The sequence below is a fragment of the Kribbella amoyensis genome (assembly GCF_007828865.1).
Lineage (GTDB): Bacteria > Actinomycetota > Actinomycetes > Propionibacteriales > Kribbellaceae > Kribbella > Kribbella amoyensis.
The window spans coordinates 3,465,525-3,483,407 of the sequence record NZ_VIVK01000001.1; the positions used below are offsets into that span (position 1 = coordinate 3,465,525).

At 70.2% G+C, this 17,883-nt stretch carries 14 protein-coding genes; 9 read left to right on the plus strand and 5 right to left on the minus strand.

Annotation, left to right across the window (positions count from 1 at the left end; genetic code table 11):
• Window positions 1-33: 33 nt before the first annotated feature.
• Complete coding sequence (locus FB561_RS16480) at window positions 34-504, minus strand: hypothetical protein (RefSeq protein WP_145807631.1); 471 nt, start codon at window positions 502-504, stop codon at window positions 34-36.
• A gap of 285 nt (window positions 505-789) precedes the next feature.
• Here FB561_RS16480 and FB561_RS16485 point away from each other — a divergent pair, with 285 nt between their 5' ends.
• The gene (locus FB561_RS16485; protein ID WP_145807633.1) at window positions 790-4,569 is read left to right on the plus strand and encodes a S8 family peptidase; all 3,780 of its coding nucleotides are present in this window, start codon (window positions 790-792) and stop codon (window positions 4,567-4,569) included.
• A 72-nt stretch (window positions 4,570-4,641) separates the two neighbouring features.
• Here FB561_RS16485 and FB561_RS16490 read toward each other — a convergent pair whose 3' ends face one another.
• Window positions 4,642-5,049 (minus strand): hypothetical protein, encoded by a 408-nt coding sequence (locus FB561_RS16490; RefSeq protein ID WP_145807635.1) that lies wholly within the window; start codon window positions 5,047-5,049, stop codon window positions 4,642-4,644.
• A gap of 102 nt (window positions 5,050-5,151) precedes the next feature.
• On the opposite strand from FB561_RS16490, the gene FB561_RS16495 reads away from it, so the two are divergent.
• Both FB561_RS16495 and FB561_RS16500 read left to right on the plus strand, forming a co-directional pair.
• Window positions 5,152-6,996 (plus strand): heparinase II/III domain-containing protein, encoded by a 1,845-nt coding sequence (locus FB561_RS16495; protein ID WP_145807637.1) that lies wholly within the window; start codon window positions 5,152-5,154, stop codon window positions 6,994-6,996.
• Window positions 6,989-8,875 (plus strand): DUF2264 domain-containing protein, encoded by a 1,887-nt coding sequence (locus tag FB561_RS16500; RefSeq protein WP_145807639.1) that lies wholly within the window; start codon window positions 6,989-6,991, stop codon window positions 8,873-8,875. The genes FB561_RS16495 and FB561_RS16500 overlap by 8 nt, the downstream gene beginning before the upstream one ends.
• On the opposite strand, the gene FB561_RS16505 is transcribed toward FB561_RS16500, so the two are convergent.
• Window positions 8,876-9,676, minus strand: coding sequence for an SDR family NAD(P)-dependent oxidoreductase (locus tag FB561_RS16505; protein WP_145807641.1), 801 nt, complete (start codon window positions 9,674-9,676; stop codon window positions 8,876-8,878). It lies immediately after the preceding gene.
• A 71-nt stretch (window positions 9,677-9,747) separates the two neighbouring features.
• On the opposite strand from FB561_RS16505, the gene FB561_RS16510 reads away from it, so the two are divergent.
• Complete coding sequence (locus FB561_RS16510; protein WP_145807643.1) at window positions 9,748-10,341, plus strand: TetR/AcrR family transcriptional regulator; 594 nt, start codon at window positions 9,748-9,750, stop codon at window positions 10,339-10,341.
• On the opposite strand, the gene FB561_RS16515 is transcribed toward FB561_RS16510, so the two are convergent.
• Window positions 10,338-11,441, minus strand: coding sequence for a LacI family DNA-binding transcriptional regulator (locus FB561_RS16515; protein ID WP_145807645.1), 1,104 nt, complete (start codon window positions 11,439-11,441; stop codon window positions 10,338-10,340). The genes FB561_RS16510 and FB561_RS16515 overlap by 4 nt on opposite strands.
• A 147-nt stretch (window positions 11,442-11,588) precedes the next feature.
• Here FB561_RS16515 and FB561_RS16520 point away from each other — a divergent pair, with 147 nt between their 5' ends.
• From FB561_RS16520 to FB561_RS16540, 5 genes are read left to right on the plus strand one after another with little or no spacing between them, the layout of a single operon-like run.
• A complete protein-coding gene (locus FB561_RS16520) occupies window positions 11,589-12,602 on the plus strand; it encodes a hydroxyacid dehydrogenase (protein ID WP_145807647.1) in 1,014 nt (337 codons plus the stop codon).
• 58 nt (window positions 12,603-12,660) lie between these two features.
• Complete coding sequence (locus tag FB561_RS16525; protein WP_145807649.1) at window positions 12,661-13,932, plus strand: ABC transporter substrate-binding protein; 1,272 nt, start codon at window positions 12,661-12,663, stop codon at window positions 13,930-13,932.
• Window positions 13,933-13,935: 3 nt separating this feature from the next.
• Window positions 13,936-14,871 carry a carbohydrate ABC transporter permease gene (locus FB561_RS16530; protein ID WP_238334851.1) on the plus strand — a complete coding sequence of 312 codons (936 nt, stop codon included), beginning with the start codon at window positions 13,936-13,938 and terminating at the stop codon, window positions 14,869-14,871.
• Window positions 14,868-15,758 (plus strand): carbohydrate ABC transporter permease, encoded by an 891-nt coding sequence (locus FB561_RS16535; RefSeq protein ID WP_145807651.1) that lies wholly within the window; start codon window positions 14,868-14,870, stop codon window positions 15,756-15,758. Before FB561_RS16530 ends, FB561_RS16535 begins: the two co-directional genes overlap by 4 nt.
• The gene (locus tag FB561_RS16540; protein WP_145807653.1) at window positions 15,758-16,438 is read left to right on the plus strand and encodes a hypothetical protein; all 681 of its coding nucleotides are present in this window, start codon (window positions 15,758-15,760) and stop codon (window positions 16,436-16,438) included. The genes FB561_RS16535 and FB561_RS16540 overlap by 1 nt, the downstream gene beginning before the upstream one ends.
• Here FB561_RS16540 and FB561_RS16545 read toward each other — a convergent pair.
• Entirely contained in the window at window positions 16,418-17,800 is a 1,383-nt protein-coding gene (locus FB561_RS16545) for a glycoside hydrolase family 76 protein (RefSeq protein ID WP_145807655.1), read from the minus strand. The genes FB561_RS16540 and FB561_RS16545 overlap by 21 nt on opposite strands.
• Window positions 17,801-17,883 lie beyond the last annotated feature (83 nt).

Sequence of the window (17,883 nt, forward strand, 5' to 3'; positions counted from 1 at the left end):
CCGATGGTAAGCGGACTCCTGCGACCGGGTACCTCACTGCTTCCCGGATCGAGCGGCGATTCGCTGGATCACGGTGGCCACCAGACCGCACAACAGGCCGACGGCAATGCCCGTGAACACGCTGCTGAACGAGGCGGCGATCCGCATCACCACCTCCTCGGCACCGGCGGGCATCCGGTTCTCCAGATTGCCACCGAGCTTGGGTGGTCCGTCGGCGAACGCCTTGTCCCAGAAGAGGTTGTGGCCGATCGCCAGGATGCAGCCGTAGAACGCGCCGATCACCAGCCCGGTCGCCCACGGCCAGAGCGCCTTGGAGCGCACCGCGGCCACGATCCAGATCAGCGCCGGCCCGATCGCGAGCAACCCGGCCAGCGGACCGGTGACCGCGACGCCCAGGTCGTGCAGTGCCACCCGGGGAGCCGCCAGCAGGGCCAGCGCGGCCAGTGCCCAGACCGGCAGGCCGAGCTTGCTGCGGTCGGTGCGGGTTTCAGAACGAGTCGACATGCTCGCCACGGTAGGGAGTCGCGCCCTCTCCCACAGTCCCCGAGACGCGACAACCCGTTCCCCTGAAAGAGGTGCGTTCCAGGTCCGCCCGGCGGGACCGATGCCCGCGAGAAGCGACGAAAGTGTCGCTCCTCGGCGCTTGCGGTCGCTGTCCTGCTCCCGTTGCGGTGACTGCCCGGACTGTCTGCTTTGCGTCATGACGCCTTCTGGGCAGCCGAGCGGGGGTGACGAGAGCCTGTCCGGCCTTGCACTCTCAGCGGGTGGGGGACACAGAGAGGAAGAAACGTGAGGAAACGAACCAGGGTCCTTCGCTGGGGCAGTCTGGCGACCGCTCTCGCCACGACCGCCGCGCTGGTGGTCCCCACCGGACCCGCCGCGGCCCGCTCGGACGGGCCGGAGCCGGCCTCGGCCAACAAGTTGGCAAAAGCAACTACTTCGGTCACTCTGGTCACCGGTGACACCGTGCGGCTGGAATCCCAGCCCGGTGGCCGGAAGGCGGTCGACTTCATTCCCGCCAAGGGCCGCGAGAAGGTGACCTTCCAGCAGCTGGAGGTGGACGGCGAGCTGTACGTCTACCCGATGGACGTGCTGCCGTACGTCGGGGCGAAGCGGCTCGACACCGCGTTGTTCAACATCACCGACCTCGTTGCCGACGGCTACGACAACGCGCAGCGGTCGACCATCCCGCTGATCGTCCGCTACCGCGACGGCGTCAACGCGGCCCGGTCCGCCTCGATCGAGGGGGCCAGCAACGGTCCCGTCCTCGAGAGCGTCAACGCGCGCGCCGTGAAGGCCGAGAAGGCGACCGCGCAACGGTTCTGGGAGTCGCTCGACGACGACCGGCCGCGGACCGCGTCGACGCCGGAGCTGGCCGGTGGGGTGGTGGAGATCCGCCTCGATCGGAAGGTCCGCGCGAGCCTCGATCGCAGTGTCCGGCAGATCGGTGCGCCGGACGCCTGGTCGGCCGGCTTCGACGGTGCGGGCGTCAAGGTCGCCGTGCTCGACACCGGGGCCGACCTGGCCCACCCGGACCTGGCCGGCAAGATCGCCGCGTCCCAGAGCTTCGTGCCGGGCGAGGAGGTCCAGGACGGGTTCGGTCACGGGACGCACGTCGCCTCGACCATCGCGGGCAGCGGCCAGGCCTCCGAGGGCCTGCGCAAGGGCGTCGCGCACGGGGCCGGGCTGGTCATCGGCAAGGTGCTGTCCGACGAGGGGTCCGGTGAGGAGTCCTGGGTCATCGAGGGGATGGAGTGGGCCGCGGCCTCCGGCGCCAAGGTGGTGAACATGAGCCTGGGCGCGGGTCCCACGGACGGCGCCGACCTGATGAGCCAGGCGCTGAACGACCTCACCAGCCGGACCGGTGTGCTGTTCGTGGTGTCCGCGGGCAACGCCGGTCCTGCTCCGGAAACGGTCGGAGCGCCCGGGTCCGCAGACGCCGCGCTGACGGTGGCCGCGGTCGACCGCGACGAGTCGATCGCGAGCTTCTCCAGCCGCGGACCGCGACTCGGCAACCAGGGGCTGAAGCCGGACATCTCGGCCCCCGGCGTCAACATCGTCGCCGCCCGGGCCGCCGGGACGAACATGGGCGGCGGCGCGGTCGACGAGTACTACGGCGCGGCGAGCGGTACCTCGATGGCTGCCCCGCATGTTGCCGGCGCGGCCGCGATCCTGGCCCAGCAGCACCCGGACTGGACCGCCACCGAGCTCAAGGACGCGCTGGTGAGCACCGCGCAGCGCAACGCCGAGCTGAAGGTCTGGGACCAGGGCGGTGGCCGCACCGACCTCACTCGGGCCGTCCGGCAAGGCGTCCACTCGACGGGGACCCTCGACCTCGGGACCTATCAGCCGGCCAACTCCCAGGCGCAGAAGGACGTGAGCTACACCAACACCACCGACGCGCCCGTCCAGCTCGCGCTCTCCCTGCGGCTGACCGGCCGCGACGGCAGGACCACTCTGCCTGCCGACGCGGTGGAACTCGGCAGCACGACCGTCGACGTACCGGCCGGCGCGACCACGAAGGTGCCGGTGACCGTGGACCCGGCCCTGATTCCGGCGGGTCACTACTCCGGTTATCTCCAGGCCACCGGACCGAACGGCGTCGTGGTGCACACGACCCTCGGTCTGCTGAAGGAGGCTCCGCGGCAGAAGGTGAACCTGAGCGTCGTCGCGGAGGACGGCAACCCGGGGCATGCGGTCGCCCTGATGGTCTTCGGTGAGGACCGGCGGTACGACGTGATCGGTTCGCTGTTCGGTGGGCCGGCCGAGGTCGAGCTGCCCGCGGGCCCGTACTACATGCTCGCGCTCATGGGGTTCTCGAACGGCGACCGGGACCTGCACACCGTCGTGCATCCGCGGCTGATGGTGACCGGGCCGACCGACGTCACCTTCGACGCCCGGACGACCAAGGAGGTCCTGGTCAACACGCCGCGACCGGCCGTCCAGGACGGGACGTGGAGCTACCTGTTCCGCCGGGAGTTCGCCGGCCGCCGGATCTCGAACTTCGGCAACGCCTTCGACATCACCCAGCGGATCCACATCAACCCGACCGCGAAGGTGACCGACGGCGAGTTCGAGTTCGGCACCCGCTGGTCGAAGATCGCGCCGCCGCTGACCACCTCGATCAGTACTCCGCGCAACGGCGGACCGGTCCACCTGATGTACCAGGCGCAGTCGCCCGCGATCGACGGGACGAAGACCCTGGAACTGGTCGACGTCGGCCAGGGCAGACCGAGCGACTACGCCGGGAAGAACGTGCGCGGCAAGATCGCGCTGGTCTCCGGCGTGGAGGTGGGGATGGAACCCGACCGAGCCACCGACGCCGCGAACGCCGGGGCCGCCATGGCCGCGATGATCGGTCTCCAGGGCGACGCCGTTTACGGCCGGCTGGACCTCGCGAACGGGGACCGGCTGCCGACCGTGGCCACCGTGCTCCGCTACGACGAAGGCGAGCGGCTCCGGAACCAGCTGGCCAAGGGCCCGGTGAAACTGACCCTGACCGGGGTGCCGATCAGCTCGTACCTCTATGACCTGATGCTGACCGTCAACGGCCAGATCCCCAACCAGGTCGTGCACAACGTCAACGCCACCAACACAGCGACCGTGACCGCGCAGTACCGCGAGGCCGGTGGCGAGCAGTGGACCAAGGAGCAGCGCTTCGGCTGGCGGCCGTGGCAGGAGGCCGCGATCAACCAGACACAGCGGACCGTCCGCACGCCGATGACCCGGACGGAGTACGTGAGCTCCGGCTCGACCTGGTGGAAGCAGCAGGTGAGCCACCAACGGATCTGGTCCGACAGCGAGCCCTTGTTCACCGGCATGTCCCACCTGCCCGTGACGTACGGCGCCGGGCAACGGGTCGCCGAGACCTGGTGGGCGCCGGTGGTCCGGCCGGTGATCCCGCGGGCGATGCCGCACCTGCAGTCCACCCGGGAAGGCGACGTCCTCCAGCTCCGGGTCCCCGAGTTCGTCGACGACTCGCCGACGCATTACGGGTACGCCGAGGCGGACATGGTCGGCGTGCCCGACAACGGCCTGATGCGCCTGTACCGCAACGGGGAACTGCTGACCCAGGACGAATGGGCGTGGGGCAACTTCGCGGCCGGTGGGACGAGCGGTGACTACCGGCTGGACCTGGAGGTCCGGCGGACCAGCCCGCACTGGCAGTTCTCGACCCGCACGGCGACTTCCTGGAAGTTCGGCTCGACCCGGCCGGCGTCCGGTAAGGCCCTGCTGCCGCTGCTCCAGGTCGACTACCGCATCGGCACCGACGGCTGGAACCGCGCTGCGGCGAACAGGCCGGCCCAGGTCGGTCTGACGGTTCGGCACCAGACCGGACTGGCCGGGCCGAAACCGGCCGGTGTCCGGCTGTGGGCCACGTACGACGACGGGCTGACCTGGACCGAGGCACGCGGGATGAAGCTCGCCGCGGACGGTACGGCGGTCGCGCGGGTGGATCATCCGGCGCTGAAGAAGACCAACGGGTACGTCGGGCTGCGGGTGCAGGCGTGGGACGCCGCCGGGAACACCGTGACGCAGACCGTCAACCGGGCCTACGGGTTGCGCTGACCCACGGGCTCGCCGAGGAGACGTCTTGCCTGTGCTCTGGGGGCACCTGGCACAGGCAAGACTTCCTGATCCTCAGTCGGCGTTGAACCAGAACCAGGTCTCCGTCTCCGCCGGGACGCCGGCCTGATCGCACCACTCGGCGACGCGGCGGTGGTTCTCCTGCAGCGGAAGCTCGTCGCCGAGTTCGCCGGCTGCCACCAGGGCGTGGAAGGCGCCGACGAGCTGGTCCGCCGGGTCGCCGGCGAAGGTCTGGCCGAGCTTGCCTTCGAAGTAGACGACGAGCGGACCGAGGGCGTCGTACGCGGCGTAGACGGAGTAGATGTACTCGCGCCCAGGGTCGCCCGCGAGCGGCAGGTAGTCGTAGCTCTCGGCGAAGGCGATGCCGTGGTCGCCGCGCTCCGGTTCGAGAGTGACGCGCAGCCCGAAGACGCAGTCGTTCCGGGTCCGCCGTACCTCGACCAGGGTCTCCCGCCGTTCCACGTCGCCACGGTAGTCGGGATCGCAAGTTCGGATCGGACCGGCCGTGTTCGACTCTGGACGGCGGCTGTCGCACCGGCCCGTTGATGGGGGAGAGTGGTCCGGATGTCCCTTCTTCACCGCTGGCATGCCCTGAGCCCGACCGTCCGGGCAGCGGCCGTCCGCTCCGCACGGGAGCGGGCCGGCATCCCCGACTCGCGACAGCGCGCCGCCTGGCAGACCCGGAATCAGCACGTGGTCATCGCGATCCTGGCCGAGGCCGCCGCCGACAGGGAGCAACCGTGGCCGCACACGCTGCTGTCCGACTTCGCCCGGTACTGGCGTGACGGCGTTCGCACCGCGTACGAGGGTCCCGCTGGTGGGCTGCGGCGGCGGACGACCACGGCGGTGCTCGCGGCCGCGGTGTCGGGGGAGCAGGAGTACGTGGATGCCGCGGCCGACGGGCTGATGTTGCTGTGTGAACAGACCACGTGGTGCTGGGCGGCGCACGAGTCGTTCGCGGCGGCGCGGGACGAGGTGGTCGCGGATCCGGCCGAGCCGTACCTCGATCTCGGGGCCGCCGAGACCGTGGAGATCCTTGCCTGGGCCGACCTGGTCCTGGGGCCGGTGCTGGACGAACGCGTTCCCGGACTGCGGCGCCGGATGCGGGCGGAGGCACGGACCCGGGTCCTACGGCCGTTCCTCGACGATCGCCGGTGGCACTGGCTCGGCCTGGACGGGCACCTGCACAACTGGAACCCGTGGATCCACGGCCATGTCCTCGCCGCCGCGCTGTTCCTGGAGACCGACGAGCAGCTCCAGTCCGAGGTGGTGGACCTGGTCGTCGACGGACTCGACCGGTACCTGGCCGCGCTCCCGGACGACGGCGGCTGCGACGAGGGGTACGCGTACTGGTGGAACGGCCCGGCCCGGCTCGCCGCGGCGCTCGAACTGCTCGACCGGGTGACGGACGGCGAGTTCGCCCCGTGGACCTGTACCCCGCTCGCCGAACTGGCCCGCTACCCGCAACGGATGGCGCTGGGCGACGGGTGGTACGTCAACGTCGGTGACGGTCCCGCCCGTCCGTCGACCGAGCAGCCCTGGCACGACCTGCATCGCTGGGGCCGCCGGATCGCCGATGCCGGGGTGATGGCCCAGGCGGCCGCGTACCGGAACCAGCCGCTGTCCGCCGAGAACGGTCTCGGCCGCGCCGTGGTCGGTCTGTTCGACGACACCTGGTGGTCCGCCGAGCCAGGGCCGCTCCCGTTGCCGGCGTCGAGCTGGCTTCCCGACGTCGAGCTCCTGGTTGCCCGGGGCAACGGGCTCACGCTGGCGGTCAAGGGCGGCCACAACGCCGAGAACCACAACCACAACGACATCGGCTCGGCCATCGTGGCCGTGGACGCGACCCCGGTCCTGATCGACCTCGGCCAGCCCACGTACACCGCGATCTCCTTCTCCGAGCGCCGGTACGAGCAGTGGGTGGTCCGCAGCGAGTGGCACAACGTCCCCGTGGTCGACGGGCACGAGCAGTCACCGGGTCCGCAATGGCGAGCCACCGGCCTCGCGGTACGGCAGGATGCGGCGGATTCCCTTGCGGTCGACCTGTCCCGCGCCTACCCGAGTGGTGAGGTACGACGGGTCGCGACGCTCGACCGGGATGCGCGGGAGGTCCGCATCGTCGACGAGTGGGGTGACGGGACCCGCCTCGCCGAGCACTTCGTGATCGCGGGGGAGCCGGCGGTCCATGAGGCCGGGGCGCTTGTCATCGAGACGCTCGGTGGTGCTACGGCGCGGCTGGCGTGGGACCCGGCGCTGGGTCCCGGCGAGCTGGAACGCCGCGAGGTCGACGACGACCTGCTCGAAGACGTCTGGGGACCGGTCGTGCATCGGCTGATCCTCGACGCCGGTCCGGACCGGCAGCGGTTCGAACTCACCGTGACCCGGCTCGAGGAGAGCGTCCGTGACTGACACCCAGGGCCTGCGAGCCGGACTGACCCGCGACGACTGGGGCGCCGCCGCCGATCGCCTGCTGCTCTCGCTGCGCCCGTGGTCCTCACCTGACCACGCCCGCATCGACCTGCCCGGACCGAACAGCGCGTACGGCCCGGACAGCGATTCGCTCGAAGCCTTCGCCCGGTCCTTCCTGCTCGCGGCGATCCGGTTGCGCGGTGAGAACGGCGCGGACCCGCACGGCATCGCCGACTGGTACGCCGAGGGCCTGCGCGCCGGGACGTCACCCAGCTCGCCGACCGCGTGGCCCCGGCCGGACCAGCTCGACCAGGCGAAGGTGGAGGCGTGCTCGATCGCGCTCGGGCTGCACCTGTCCAGGCCGTGGCTGTGGGACCGGCTGACCGACGCCGATCGCGACCAGGTCGTCACCTGGTTCGCGACCGTGGTCGGTCAGAAGTACCCGCCGATCAACTGGGTCTGGTTCCAGATCGTGGTGGAGACGTTCCTGAAGTCGGTCGGTGGGCCCTGGTCATCGGCCGATATCGAGAGCGGGCTGGCGGTGCACGAGGCGCTCTACCGCGACCACGGCTGGTACGCGGACGGGCCGGAGCGCGCGTTCGACCACTACAACGGCTGGGCGCTGCACGTGTATCCGTTGCTCTGGGCATCGATGGACAGGAGCCTCTGCGACCCCGCGCTCGAAACCGCCTGGCGGGACCGGCTGTCGACCTTCCTCGACGGCCACGTCCACCTGGTCGGCGGGAACGGATCGCCTTTGGTGCAAGGGCGCAGCCTCACGTACCGCTTCGCTGCCGCGGCGCCGTTGTGGATGGGCGCGATCACCGGTGCGACCGATCTCGCTCCCGGCGTACTGCGTCGCGCCGCATCCGGAATGCTCGGCCACTTCCTCGACCGTGGCGTCCCCGACGAGCGCGGGCTGCTCAACCTCGGCTGGTACGGCGAGTGGCCGGCGATCGCGCAGTCGTACTCCGGGCCGGGCTCGCCGTACTGGGCCGTGAAGGGCATGCTCGGCCTGATGCTCCCGGCCGACCACCCGGTCTGGACCGCCGAGGAGGAACCGCTCCCGGTCGAGTCCGGCGACTTCGCGATCACCCTGCCGGAGCCGGGCTGGCTTGTCAGCGGGACCAGGTCCGACGGCATCGTCCGCGTCGTCAACCACGGCACCGACCACTCGAACGAGGACGACCGGCGCGCGGACTCCCCGTTGTACGCCCGGCTCGCGTACTCGACCCACACGATGCCCCCGATGAGTACGCCGTTCTGGGCGGAGGCGCTGGAGAACAGCGTGACCGTGGTCCATCCCGAGCTCGGAACCTCACACCGCAACGGGTTCCGGACGATCTCGCCCAACGCCTCGGTCACGTCGTCCCACTGGGTCCGAACGGCCGAGGACACCAGCCCGGAACACGGCTCGGGCCGAGGCGGCACGGTCATCGAGGGACCGGAGCTCGTGGTCGCGTCGGCCCTGCGCGGCAGCCACGAGGTCCGCGCGGTCCGGATCCACCCGGACGCCGAACTCGACCCCACCTGGCTCCTCGAACTCTCCGGCTGGCCCCTCTCCGCCGACACCCCGCCCACGTCGACCACCGACGTGGTCGCCCGCGTCGATACCGACGACCTCACCTCCATCGTTGCCAACAGCACCGGCTTCACCACCGCGGAAGTACGTCACGTCGAGCAGGCAAGTGCCACCGGCAACCACACCGCAATCCCCTTGCTCCGAACGACTCCCGAGCCAGGCACCGTGTACGTAGCCGTGGTCACCCTGGCAGGAGCCCCACCCGAAGAGTCCCCCCGCACAGCCCTGGACGGCACCACGGTCACCATCACCTGGTCCGACGGCACGACCGAAGAACTGCGCCTCGACGTCCCCTGATCACTGGACGCTGCGAACCGTTCCACCGTCGACGCGGAGCGACGCACCGCTGATGTAGTCGGCGAGCGGCCCACACAGGTACGCGACGGCGCCGGCGATCTCGTCGGGACGGCCGAAGCGGTTCGCGTCGTTGGGGACCAGCTCGCGCACGGAGTTCACCTCGATCTCGTCCCAGCTGTCGCCCCAGCCGCGCTCGCCCGCGATCCCGGTCAGCAGCTTCTCGACGGCCGGGACGAGGATCGCGCCGGGGGCGACGACGTTCGACGTGACCCCGGTGCCCTTCAGTTCGCGGGCGAGCGACACGGCCAGGTTGTGCCGGGCCGCGAGAGTGGCGTTGTACTGCGGGTGGGTGTTCATCGGCTGGCCGCCGAGGCCGCCGCCGATGGTGATCACCCGACCCCAGCCGCGCTCGCGCATCGCCGGCACCAGGCGCTGGATCATCCGGACACCGGAGATCACGTTCTGGTCGTAGGTGGTGGCCCAGGCCGCCGGCGTCGCCTCGCTCCAGTCGAGGTGCTCGTAGGCGCCGGCGTTGTTGACCAGGATGTCGACCGGACCGCCGGCCAGAGCGGCCTCGGCGACCGCGTCGGCGCCGGCGTCGGTGCTGAGATCGCCGACCGCGACCGAGGCCCGGCCGCCCGCGGCGATCAGTTCGTCCGCGATCGCCCGGGCCCGTTCGGCGTTGCGGCCGTGGACGACCACGGCGGCGCCTTCGGCGGCGAGCATCCGGACGGTGGCCTCGCCGAGGCCCGAGGTCGAGCCGGTGACCAGGGCGCGGCGGGCGGACAGGTGCAGATCCATGACAGGTCCTTCCAGAGAATGTCTACAGTCGTAGACTTACGATCTGAGTATACACACGTAGACTTGTCGCCATGAATCAGAGTTCGCCGCGCTCCCGCAACGCCGCCGCGACCCGGGAGGCGATCCTGGCGTCGGCGGTCGCGGGGTTCACCCGGCACGGGTACGACGGGATCGGGGTCCGCGACATCGCCAAGGACGCCGGCGTCACCGCGATGCTGGTGAACCGGTACTTCGGCTCGAAGGAAGGCCTGTTCACCGAGGTCGTGGACGTGGTGTTCGCGCCGCCGACGATGGTCCCGGGCGACCCCGGGCCGGCCACCGGCCTGGCCCGGTCCACCGCCGAGGCGCTGGTCGGCCGGACCGATCCCGCGGCCGGACAGCTCGGTCCGTTCGACCTGATGCTCCGGTCGGCGGCGAACCCACGGGCGGCGGAGATCATCCGGGCCGGCATCGAGCAGCATGTGGGCGCGCGGTTCGCCGCCGCTCTCGACGGCCCGCACGCGAGCGAGCGCGCCGAGCTCGGGCTGTCCCTGCTGGCTGGTGTCTGGCTACTGCGCACCGTGATCGGCACGCCCGCCCTGCGGGAGACTCCGGCGGCCCGGCTGACCGAGCAGGTGGCGGCGATGCTGTCGGTCGTCGTCGACCCGCGACCTTCCCCGCGCTAGCTTCGGGTGAGGGGCATCGAGGAGTCCCGGATGACCAGTTCGGGGGTGATCAGGATGCGTTGGGACGGGCGGCGGCGGCCTTCGACCAGGCGGGCGACCATCTGTTCGACGGCGGTGCGGCCGACCATCGCCTTCGGGGGCCGGACCGCGGTCATCGCCGGTTCCGCGAGCTGGGCGACTTCGTCGTCGTAGGCAACGATCGCCAGGTCCTCCGGGATCGCCATGCCCAGTTCCAGGCAGTACTGCGCGACCGACATCGCGTCCGGATCGGAGTGGATCACCAGCCCGGTGGTGCCGGTCGCGCGGCAGCGGGCAAGCAGTTGGGCGATGATCTCGCGGTGCCCGGGTTCGTCCATCCGGACCGACTCGCGGACCACCATGCCCGCGTCCAGCCCGAGGTCCGCGCAGACCAGGTCCCAGCCGCGGGCCAGGTGGGCCGAGGTCGGGCTGCCCTTCGACAGCAGCAGTCCGAGGTGGCGGTGGCCGTGGTCGTGCAGGTGCCGGACCGCCAGCTCGACGCCGAGCGCGTGGTCGCTGCGGACCCACTCGAGCTGGCTCTTCGTCGGCGTCCAGCGCGGGGGCTGCCGCTCGATCAGCATCACCGGCACCGGTAGGTCGCCGATCCACTGCACCATCTCGCCGACGTCGTCGCCCTCCAGGTTCGGCGCGAGCAACAGGCCCTGGACCTGCTGGGCCTCGATCAGCCGGGTGATCTGCCGTTGGTCCTCGGCCCAGTCGTAGGTCGACCCGCGGAGCTGGATCGCCACGCCCTGCGCGGCCGCGGTGGACCGGGCGCCGCCGACGATCGGCGGCCAGTAGTAGTCGAGCGACGGCACCACCATGCCGATCGTGAACCGCGGCGCCGCCGACCCGCGCCGGCGCTGGGTCGAGGCCGGGGCCAGGTCGGTGGGCAACGTGGCGCCGCCGTGCACCTTGGTGAGCAGGTTCTGCGCGGCCAATGCGGAGATGTCGCGGCGCACGGTGAGCTCGCTGACGCCGAGCAACTCGGCCAGGTCCTTCACCCGGACCGCGCCGTGGCGGCGCAGCTCGTCCAGCACGCGCTCATGCCGTTGCAGCCCGAACAGGCGATCGTCCGGCACGCCGCCACCTCCGATGTACGAGTCTGAACGTTTCGGGTTGATTCTGTACGACCTGTAGATGTCCTGAACACCCAGGACATCTCATGTTCACATGACAGCAACGGTAACCGCTTGCCGGACCAGTCGCCCCGGCCAGGGGGCGCGCGGATGACCGCGCCCGCGGCGCTCGTCGTGATGAACCGGGACTCGTTCCAGGCGCATTTCGACCAGGCCCGGCTGGACCGGTTGCGGGAGCTGGTGACCCTGGCCGACCCGGTTTGGGTCGACGAGCTCGACTCGCCGATCGCCCGGGCCCGGTTGGCCGGCGCGGAGGTCCTGGTCACCTCCTGGGGCGTCCCCCGGCTGACCGCGGACCGGCTGGCCCGGGCGCCGCACCTGCGGGCCGTGTTCCACTCGGCCGGCAGCGTCCGCTCGCTCGCCGACGACGAGCACCTGTGGACCCGCGACCTCGTGGTCACCAGCGCCGCCGACGCGAACGCGGTCCCGGTCGCGGAGTACACGCTGGCCGCGATCATCTTCGCGGGCAAGAAGGCCCCGTTCCTCGCCGCCGACGCGAGCACGGCGTACCGGGGCTGGAGCCACCTGCGCGGGTACGGCGACCTGTCGAACTTCCGCCGCACGATCGGGGTCGTCGGCTTCTCCCGGATCGGCCGCCGCGTGGTCGAGCTGCTCCGTACCCTCGACGGGCCGACCGTGCTGGTCGCCGATCCGTACGCCGACGCGGGCGCGGTGGCCGCGGCCGGTGGCGAACTGGTCGAGCTGGACGCGTTGCTGCCCCGCGTCGACGTGTTGTCCCTGCACGCACCCGCCCTCCCGAGTACGCATCACCTGATCGGTACGGCCGAGCTGGCGCAGCTCCCGGACCACGCGACCGTGATCAACACGGCCCGCGGCAGCCTGGTCGACTCGGTCGCGCTGGCGGCCGAATGCCGGGCCGGCCGGCTGTTCGCGATCCTCGACGTGACCGATCCCGAGCCGCTGCCGGCCGAGTCGCCGTTGTGGTCCGCCCCGAACGTGATGGTCACGCCGCACATCGCCGGGTCGCTCGGCACCGAGGTGCACCGGCTCACCGACCACACCCTCGACGAACTGACCCGGTGGCTGGCGGGGGAGCCGCTGGTCAGCCAGGTCACCGCCGCCACCTTCCCACTCAGCGCCTGACCCGCAGGCGACGAAGCACGCACCACCTGTCCGCAGTACGAAGTCCAAGGAGATCGTCGTGAAGCGACACCTCGTACCCACCCTCGCCGCCGCCGCGGCGCTGGCCCTGCTCACCGCCTGCGGGGGCGGCGGCTCGTCCGACCAGGCCGGCGACGGCCCGCAGACGCTCAAGGTGGCGCTCTGGAACTACGCCACCACACCGGAGTTCAAGGCGATCATCGACGGCTTCCAGCAGACCCACCCGGACATCAAGGTCGAGCCGGTCGACATCCTCGCCGACGACTACGCCGAGAAGGTCACCACGATGCTGGCCGGCGGCGACAGCACCGACGTGCTGACGATGAAGAACGTCATCGACTACTCCCGCTTCGGCACCCGGGGCCAGCTCGTTCCGCTCACCGACGAGGCGAAGAAGCTGGACGCCACCAAGTACTCCGGCCTGGACGCGTACGACCTGGACGGCAAGTACTTCGCGCTGCCGTACCGCCAGGACTTCTGGGTGCTCTACTACAACAAAACCCTGCTCAAGCAGGCCGGCGTGCCCGAGTCGAAACTGCAGAACCTCACCTGGCAGGGCTACGCCGAGCTGGCCAAGAGCCTGACCAAGGGCGACGGCGGGTCCAAGGTGTACGGCGCGTACCAGCACACCTGGCGCTCGGTGGTCGAGGCGACGGCCGCGGCCCAGACCGGCGGTGACCTGCTCGGCGGCGACTACGGGTTCTTCAAGGACCAGTACCAGCTGACCCTGGACCTGCAGAAGAACGGCGCGTTGATGCCGTGGGCCACGGCGTCCAGCCAGAAGGTCACGTACAACACAATGTTCTCCACCGGCAAGGCCGCGCTGATGCCGATGGGCACCTGGTACGCCTCGACGCTGTTGGCCGACACCAAGTCCGGCAAGACGAAGGTGGAGTGGGGTGTGGCCCCGCTGCCGCAGCGCGCGGCCGACGGCAAGGTGACCACGTTCGGGTCGCCGACCGCGTTCGCGGTGAACAAGAACTCCAAGCACACCGAGGCCGCCAAGACGTTCGTCGAGTGGGCGTCGAGCGAGGCCGGCGCGACCGCCGTCGCGAAGGCGGGCGTGACGCCGTCGCTGCAGGACCAGAAGATCCTGGACGCGTACTTCGCGCTGCCGGGCGTGCCGAACGACGCGATCGCGAAGAAGGCGTTCAAGCCCGACCAGGTCGTGCTGGAGATGCCGGTCGGGGACAAGTCGGCCGACGTGGACCAGATCCTCACCGAGGAGCACGAGCTGATCATGACCGGTGAGAAGTCGCTCGACGACGGTCTGGCCGAGATGTCCAAGCGGGTCAAGAACGAGGTCGGCTGAGCCATGGCCAGTACGCCGACCACGTTGCCTGCCCCCGGGGTCTCCGGGGGCGGGCGGTACCGCGCGACGCGGCGCCGGCGGTCCAGTACATGGGTCGGCTGGAGTTTCATCCTGCCGAACTTCCTCGGCTTCGCCACGCTGACCCTGGTGCCGGTGATCGCCTCGCTCGCGTTGTCCTTCCTGGACTGGGACTCCTACAGCACGCCGCGCTGGGTCGGGCTGGCCAACTTCGAGCGGATGATCCACAACGACACGTTCTGGACCGCGCTCCGCAACACCGCGTACTACGCGGTCGGGCACGTGCCGTTGACGCTGGCCGCGGCACTCGGGTTCGCCGTCCTGCTGAACCAGAAGCTCCGCGGCGTGCAGTTCTTCCGGACCGCGTTGTTCTTCCCCTACATCACCTCGCTGGTCGCGGTGGCCGTGGTCTGGAACATGCTGCTCAGCCCGGACCTCGGCCCGGTGAACCAGTTCCTCCGCGGCCTCGGTATCGACCACCCGCCGGGCTGGACCACCTCGACCACCTGGGCGATGCCGGCCGTGATCGTGGCCAGCGTCTGGCGTGACCTCGGGTACTACATGATCCTCTACCTGGCCGGGCTGCAGACGATCCCGGCCGAGCTGTACGAGGCGGCGCAGGTGGACGGCGCGAGCGGCTGGCAGCGGTTCTGGCACATCACCGTGCCGTCGTTGCGGCCGACCACGTTCTTCGTGCTGATCATGCTGACGATCTCGAGTTTCAAGGTGTTCGACCTGATCCAGGTGATGACCGAGGGCGGCCCGGGCCGGTCGACGCTGGTGCTGTCCCAGGTGATCTTCCGCGAGGGCATCACGCAGGGCCGGTTCGGCTACTCCTCGGCGGTGTCGATGGTGTTGTTCGTGATCGTGCTGACCATCACCGTGGTGCAGTTCCGCTGGCAGCGAAGGAGCGAGCGATGACCCTGACGGCGGCCCCGCCCACCCGGACCACACCGCCACCGGCCGACCCGCCGGTTCGTGGCCGCAGGCAACTGTTCTCGGTCCGCCGGGTGTTCGCGTACGTCCTGCTGACGGTGCTCTCGGTGGCGGTCCTGGTGCCGTTCGCCTGGATGGTGTCGTCGTCGCTGAAGCTGGACGCCGAGGTGTTCAGCGTGCCGATCCGGTGGATCCCGGCGGAGTTCCACTGGGACAACTTCACCCGGATCTGGGAGCGCATCCCGCTGCTCACCTACCTGCGCAACTCGGTCTTCCTGAGCCTGACCATCACCGCGTTGCAGGTGCTCACCGGGAGCTTCGCGGCGTACGGGTTCGCCAAGGTGCGGTTCCCCGGCCGGGACGCGTTGTTCCTCGCCTACATCGCGACGATCGCGGTGCCCTGGCAGGCGTACATGGTGCCGCAGTACATCATCATGCAGAAGGCGGGCCTGGTGAACACGCACCTGTCGCTGATCCTGCTGCAGGCGTTCAGCGCGTTCGGGGTGTTCCTGATGCGGCAGTACTACCTGACGATCCCGGACGAGCTGAGCGAAGCCGCGCGGCTCGACGGGCTCAGCGAGTACGGGATCTGGGCCCGGATCGTGCTGCCGTTGTCGAAGCCGGCCCTGGCGAGTCTGGCGCTGCTGACGTTCGTGAACACCTGGAACGACTACATGGGCCCGTTCATCTACCTGACCGACAACAAGCTCTGGACGATCCAGCTCGGCCTGCGCTCGTTCGTCGGCCTGTACGACGCCGAGTACGCGATGATCATGACCGGCTCGGTGCTGTCGGTGCTGCCGATCCTGGTGATCTTCCTGCTCGGCCAGAAGTACTTCGTGCAGGGCATCGCGACCAGCGGGATGAAGTGATGGCGTCCCCGCTGGCCCGCGTCAACGTCGGCGCGGACGCGTGGGACCTGGTCTGGTCGTTCCTGCACCGGACGATGGTGGTGAACCTCGGTCTCGCGGTCGGCGGGGTGCCGTTGTTCCTGGCGCTGGCCACGGTCGCGGAGCCATGGCGGTACCCAGTCTTCTTCGGCGTTCTCACCCTCCCGCTCGGCCCGTCGCTCGCGGCCGCCTTCGCTTACCTGGCGGGTGAGGATCCGTCGCTCCGGGTCCTCACCCGCGCGTACCGTGCGCCGGCGGTCCGCGCACTCCTGCTGTGGTCCGGTGTGGTCGGTCTGCTCGGCGTCCTGCTCGCCGACATCCACGTCCTGTACGACGCGATGCCGGGCGCGGCCGTGGTCCCACTCCTTGCCGTGCTCGCCGTCCTCGTACTCGCTGCTGGGCTGGCCGCTTTGGTGCTGGTGGCAACCAAGCCGGAGCTGCCGATCCGGACGATCCTGCGGGTCGCCGTGTATGCCGCGGTCCGGACGTGGCCGCTGAGCCTGCTGTCCCTGGTGGTCCTGGCCGTGGCCGCGGTGATCGTCAACCAGGTCCCGCTGGCCGGCCTCGCCACGGTGCCCGGGTGTGCGGTCTGGGTGCTGCTCACCAACGCCCGGTTCCAGCTCGGCGGGGTGCTCGACGCGTCACGGAGCCACGTTCAGTAGGTCGAGGGCGGACTGTTGCCGGGCGGCGTCCAGCTTGTCGATCGGGCCGTACCAGCGCAGCCCGTACTGGTCCATCGCGGTCCGGTCGGAGGCGTACGCGTGATCCGCCTGGCGCTGCAGGTACGCCGTGTACGGGTGGTCGGACAGCGTCGCGTTGAGCTGACCGAGTCCGCGGACGTACGCACCCTTGAACGACGGCGCGTCGCCGTCGCACTCGCCGGACTCGCATGGCTCACGCAGCACGCCGTCCGCCGTGTGCAACGAGGACGCCGTCGTGGACGCGTCCGCGAGCTGCCGGGCGTCGTCGAGGTACGCGGTGTTGTCGCTGGCCTTGGCGAGCTCGGTGAGAGCACCGATCAGGACGCCCTGGTTGTACGTCCACGCGGTGTCGCCGTTGTTCTTGCAGGTGGACAGGTCGATCCCGTCGTTGACCAGGTGGGAGCCGTTGATCATCCCGGTCTGCTGGAACCACGTCCAGCCGCTCTGCGCCCGCTGCAGGTACGTGGAGTCACCCGGGAGCCGGCGGTGCAGGGCCGCGCTGAGCTGGATGTACAGCGAGTTCGTGATCGCGTTCTTGTACGTCTTCGCCTGGCTCCACCAGACCCCGCCGCCACACGTGTCGTCCCAGTGCGCGGCCATGTGGTCCGCGTCGATGCGTGCCGTCTGCAGGTACCGCGCGTCCCCGGTCAGGTCGTACGCCGCGACCCACGCGAGACCCCACCAGCCGGTGTCGTCGATGTAGTCGTTGCGGAACTGGCCCTGCTGCGCGGTCAGGTTGAGGTCGTACGTCCGGGCGATCGCGTACTCGTAGCTGTCCATCCCGGTCACCCTGGCGTTGTCGATGATCGCGGTGAGGGCGTTCGCCGAGTTCCACCAGCCGGTGGTGTCGAACAACCCGGTCTCGTAGTTGTAGTACTGCATCTGAGCGGTCGCCGCGGCGGTTCGCCGGTCGCTCGCGTTCCAGGTGGTCCGCGTCCACGGCGTACAGGCGATGTCCGGCCGGTCAGCTGCCTTGCCGCAGGCTCGGAGGGCGCCGACACCGTGGTTGGTCCAGTCGTCCACGTTGTACATCTGGGTCCGCCACCCGGTCTGCCCGGCCGGGATCGCGGTGTTGCCGAGCCGGCTCGAGTTCGACGATGCGGAGGTCCAGGTCCGGCCGCCGTCGAAGGACCGGTCCAGCCAGACCTCGTCGCCGGGACTGCCGCCCTCGATCGAGGCCCAGCCCATCGCGTCCGCGTCGTCGAAGTGGATCCGGATCGTCCGGCCGAAGAGGGTTGCCGCGTCCGGTGACCGGTCCCCGGACGCCAGCGCCGGGTCTCGGCCGTCACGGTACTTGTTGCTGATCGTGCCCTGGGTCGCCATTCACCGGAGCCTGACCGCCATCCGTGACAAGGTCAACACATCAGGTGACGGAAACGGAGGACAGCGCAACCAACGACCCGCCA